A 4,567-nucleotide genomic window follows, 5' to 3' on the forward strand; every position below is an offset into this window, starting at 1 on the left:
ACCGAACCGATGCGGGCGCGCACGGTGCCGAAATACCCGCCGTCACCACCGCCATTATTTGCCCACCAGGTGTATTGCCCCCAGGACATATTGCCGTTCGATCCGACATACTGGATATCGGTCTCGAGACCGTAGACCCAGGCGCCGGACTGCCAGTTATAGCCGATCTGGCCGCCGCCGACGAACGCGCCGTCGCCGCCGTTGCCGCCCAGAATTCCGGAAGAGCCGGCTGTCGGCCCGGTAACGGTGATGTTGCCCGAGTCGGCCCAGCCCATGCCGGCGTTGAGGCCGACGTACAATCCGGCCCAGGTGAAGACGGGAGCATAGACGATCGGGGGAGGCGGCGCTTGGCGGCTGGGAAGATCGGCGGAGAAGGCAGACGTCGCCAGGCAGGTTGCAAGGACGGCGGTGGATACAAGTCCTATTCGCATGGTGTCCTCCGAGGTCAGGGTTAGCCAACCTATCGGTTGCACATCAGAAAGCAGTCGGGAACCCAAATAATCGGAGAGGTTTACTGTCTGTCATCAAATAATCCCGAAAGCGATATTTTCGCCACTAGGCAAAAATTATCACCAAGGCTCTCTTGCATGCGGCAACTCAACCCGGATGTCCGCAGCAAAGCTCATCAGGCCGAAACGTTGAAAAGTCGTGGCATGGATGGGGGGGTGTCGTCGAGTGAGGAGGGCGAGAGATCTTGCGATCGCTGAACTGTCGATCGGAGACAGGAAAATCCGAGTCCTTATTGCAACCCCGCAAGGTCATCGAGCCAGGAAGAGCCAAGAAAACACAATCAACCCCCAGAGCAATAGCGAAATTGGAGCGCCCCAGAGGACGCCTCGAATGAAACTATCGCTTTCGTCGCCTTCATTCCGTAACTATTGGTAATGTCGACGGAATGTATGAGTCGTATCTCTCTCAAATTCTCGAAATCTGTTGGAATTCTCAGAATTCGACATGTTATTGCCTCATAAATAACCTTGTAGGCATAACAATTAATAATAAGCGGTGACGAAGATTTCGAAGGATGTTCGGTTTTTGCCTGCAACAAAACAAGAGCACACACATAGCGTCCCGTCGATGATGATTTAATTCCACATGTTCGAGAAGATCGAGTTTGGTTAATCCTTCCGCCGTCGACCCGGCAACGAGGCGAGTACACGGCCGCGCACGTTCCCGCGCGCCCCTCGGGTCAGGTCATCGCATTGCGGTTGCAATCGTCGCCAAAGCGTCAGGCCGTACTTTCGGCACCCGCTGGATGGCAGACTTCGCCACGGCTCCCGTCGACATCTCCATTTGCCATCGCTTCGACGACGGCAACGATCCGCTGGCGGGTGTCGGCATTGTCGGACTTGAAAAAGGCTCTGGCGAGACGAAGCCCCTCGTTTGTCGCAAGCAATTCTGCGACATCGGCAGTCGCCTCTCCCTTCGACGGTTCCTGGGTCGCTGCGTGTCCGGTCGACGCCTGTTCGAAAAAGTAGCCCACCGGCACCTGAAGGATATTCGCAATCTGTTGCAGGCGGCTGGCACTGATCCGGTTTGATCCTTTCTCGTATTTCTGGATCTGCTGAAACGTTATGCCCAACTGTTCCGAGAGTTTCGTCTGGCTTAATCCGGCCAGTTGCCTTTGCTCGCGCAGGCGCCAAGCAAGACATTGATCAATCGCAGTGGGCCGTTTTACGAATTTCATGCCAGAAACCATGTGGAACCCCATGTTGTGGTGATCTGATAACCATCTGCTTGATTATACTGGGCGAAATGTCAGCAGACCAATGTCGCCCCGGTTTCTTCAAAGGAGCTTTATAGCGGAGAGAGCCTGCAACGGTACAAGGCGGCGGCGAAAGCATCCCGGACTGTCTTGTGCGGTAGATCTTCGAGGCCCATAAACGGCGTTCCATGAGTGGCGCGGATGGTTTTCTCGCCGTGGCTTGCGCCCGCAGGCGAGGGCTTCAAACACGTTGGTCTGGAGGGGCGGTGGGGGCGATAAAAGCGGTTCAGTGAACCTGAGGAGCCCGGACATGAGCCAATTCTACATATCGGAAGGGATCACACGTCGAAGCGGCCTTTCCTTCTTGTGGTCGGCGGCCGCACTGGCTTTTGCAGGGGCCGCGGTGGTATTGAAAGCATCGCATTCTGAGGCGCAGACCACCGGTATGGAGCGACGTGGGGATCGGCGCTCCGGACGTGACGATCGCCGCACTGAACGCCGCACCGGACGCACGACACGACGCGAAGAGCGCCGAAACTGAGTGAGCGGCGGCCGCGTGCGCACTAAGCGTCGAGATCGTTCAACTCACCGATGTTCGCGTGGCGCATTGACGAGAACCACCCCCGGCCCTTTGAGCAGCTTGATCTGTGAAAATGGGCCAGAGCAAAGCGCCGGGGCGAGGCGACTATCCGAAGACGTGCGGGCTCGTCAAAAGGAGCCAAAGCCGTGCAGTTGCCCGCCTTGGGAAACATCGTCAGTTCCACGGCGAAGACAGATGCTGCCGGCGCGCCTGGAGCCCATGAAGTCCAGGATGCGCTCATTCGCATGCTTGCGAGTGAAGAATTCATAGTCCCGGACCGGCTCCGTCGTTTTTTGATCTACGTCGTCATGCAGGCGCTGGCTGGCCACACCAAGAACATCACCGCCTATTCGATCGCAGTAGAGGTGTTTGGGCGCCCCGCCAGTTTCGATCAGAAGAATGACCCGATTGTTCGGGTCGAGGCCGGGCGCCTGCGACATGCTATCGAGCGTTATTACTTCGTCGCGGGCCGCTCCGACCCCATCATCATCGAAATCCCGAAGGGCGGTTATGCCCCTCGCTTCAGCAGGCGTCCCGTCCCGCTGGCCGAGCCAAGGCCTCGTAAGAGCCTGCGGCCAATCCGTATCGGTCCAGGTTTCGCGCTGCGACTGTTGCCGTGGGCTTTGGTCGGATTATCCGCATTGCTCGCAATTATCGGGCTCGCGCGGTTCTTGGTCGCCTGAGACGGGTGACGCACGATCGCCTGCGCTTATTGCAGGCCGATCGTCACCACGGGGTTCTCATGAAGTGCCTCTGTCGCAACAGCTATCTGCACGACCCAAGATTCCGATTTGGAGCGAATTTAGAAGATTTTGCTGAGACGGATTGTCAATGGTGGGACGGAACGTCAAGCCTCTGTATATCCCCAAGCATGAGACGAGATTTTGAGTGACGAATATTGTATCCCTAGGGATATTGAGGGGTAGAATTTTGATCGATTACCACTGACGGTGGTTGCGTGTGCTCTCCCGACCTGGGCATCATGCATGGGCTGGGATCGGCGCGCAGGCGAATTAACTCCATGAAACGCCAAACGACATCGACTTGTGTTTCAGATTCCGCGTCATCACAACCGGTGTCAGCGCCATGCGAAAGCGATATCCGCGCGCAACTGCTCCGCATTTTAGCGAGCCGGGATTTCAAGGCGCCCGATCGGCTCCGCCGGTTTCTGTCCTATGTGGTTGAACAGACGCTGGCTGGCCGGGCAGAGCGCATCAAAGCCTACTCGGTCGCGGTCGAAGTCTTCGGCCGGGATACGAGTATCGACATTCTGAACGATCCGGTCGTTCGTATTGAGGCCGGGCGGCTCAGGCGCGCCTTGGAGCTTTACTATTTCCTTGAGGGCAAGACAGACCCCGTCCTGATCGAAATTCCTAAGGGAAGCTACGTACCGTTTTTCTCCCGGCGAATAGAGGATCAGACGCTGGCCCAGCCTCTCGCATCCCCGGCCCCGGAGCCGACGCCACCAACCCGCGCACGCCTCTTCGCCTCGCTCAGACGCCCCTGGCTCGTCGGCTTGGCTGCTGTACTGGCATTTGGCACCCTGGTGGCATACGTCGGGATGACAGACCAGTTCCGCCCGGCCGCATCACCGGCACGCCCCCTAGGCCCCTCGCTTTTTGTAAAGCCCTTCGCCAACCTGTCACCGACGCCAGAGGCCAGTGTTTTCGCAGCCGGTCTTTCCGAAGAGATGCTCTCACAGCTCGCTTCGTTTCGGGAACTGACCATTGTTCGAAGCGAGGCTTCCGACACACTGGCGTCGCAACCATCCGCTGCCAGGCGCCATCTCGGCGCCCGGCTCATCCTTGAGGGGATGATCCGGGCTGCCGATAACAAGCTCAGAATAACAAGCCGCCTCGTCGAAGGAGAAACGGCCGCCATTCTCTGGTCTGCCATTTTCGAGGCCGACCTGAACTCTGGGAACCTCATCGAACTGGAAAGTGCCGTAGGGGCAGAAAATCGCCATCGCGGTCGCTCACGCCATGAGCGCCCCATTACGCCCCGTGTCGAACGCACGCTAAGGGGCGAGACTAGGCGCCGGTGCTAGTCGGCGAGAATTGCCCGGTTTCCGAGTTCGGACCAACTTCCGCTAAGGATGCGATCCGGCCCCTCGATTGAGTTCGGCCTGACTTCCGCTAACCACCGAGGCTGTGTGAAAAGAGCCGAGTCGGCTAGGATTCCTGGAGGTGATGCTCCGGGAGCTTAGATGAAGCGCTTCGTTGAGAGTGAAGACCGTCGGCAGGGTGTCCTGCTTCCCGAGTATCTTGACGACTACGTGTCGG

Annotated in this window: 5 protein-coding genes; 3 read left to right on the forward strand and 2 right to left on the reverse strand. The window is 58.0% G+C overall.

Annotated elements, in window-relative coordinates:
• Both AC1DGP_RS34805 and AC1DGP_RS34810 read right to left on the reverse strand, forming a co-directional pair.
• Nucleotides 1-431, reverse strand: a 431-nt coding sequence (locus AC1DGP_RS34805) for an outer membrane protein (protein ID WP_476833247.1), incomplete at its 3' end; no start/stop codon positions are given.
• A gap of 797 nt (nucleotides 432-1,228) precedes the next feature.
• Nucleotides 1,229-1,687: a helix-turn-helix domain-containing protein gene (locus AC1DGP_RS34810; RefSeq protein ID WP_441508866.1), complete on the reverse strand. Its 459-nt coding sequence runs from the start codon at nucleotides 1,685-1,687 to the stop codon at nucleotides 1,229-1,231.
• A gap of 328 nt (nucleotides 1,688-2,015) precedes the next feature.
• Between AC1DGP_RS34810 and AC1DGP_RS34815 the strand changes: the two genes are divergently transcribed.
• The 3 genes from AC1DGP_RS34815 to AC1DGP_RS34825 all read left to right on the forward strand — a co-directional run bounded on the left by AC1DGP_RS34815 (nucleotide 2,016) and on the right by AC1DGP_RS34825 (nucleotide 4,332).
• Complete coding sequence (locus AC1DGP_RS34815) at nucleotides 2,016-2,246, forward strand: hypothetical protein (protein ID WP_441508867.1); 231 nt, start codon at nucleotides 2,016-2,018, stop codon at nucleotides 2,244-2,246.
• Nucleotides 2,247-2,431: 185 nt separating this feature from the next.
• Nucleotides 2,432-2,968 carry a hypothetical protein gene (locus tag AC1DGP_RS34820; protein WP_441508868.1) on the forward strand — a complete coding sequence of 179 codons (537 nt, stop codon included), beginning with the start codon at nucleotides 2,432-2,434 and terminating at the stop codon, nucleotides 2,966-2,968.
• A gap of 338 nt (nucleotides 2,969-3,306) precedes the next feature.
• Nucleotides 3,307-4,332 carry a hypothetical protein gene (locus tag AC1DGP_RS34825; RefSeq protein WP_476833248.1) on the forward strand — a complete coding sequence of 342 codons (1,026 nt, stop codon included), beginning with the start codon at nucleotides 3,307-3,309 and terminating at the stop codon, nucleotides 4,330-4,332.
• Nucleotides 4,333-4,567: the final 235 nt, after the last annotated feature.

The sequence above is a fragment of the Allobosea sp. 05T433 genome (assembly GCF_056396065.1).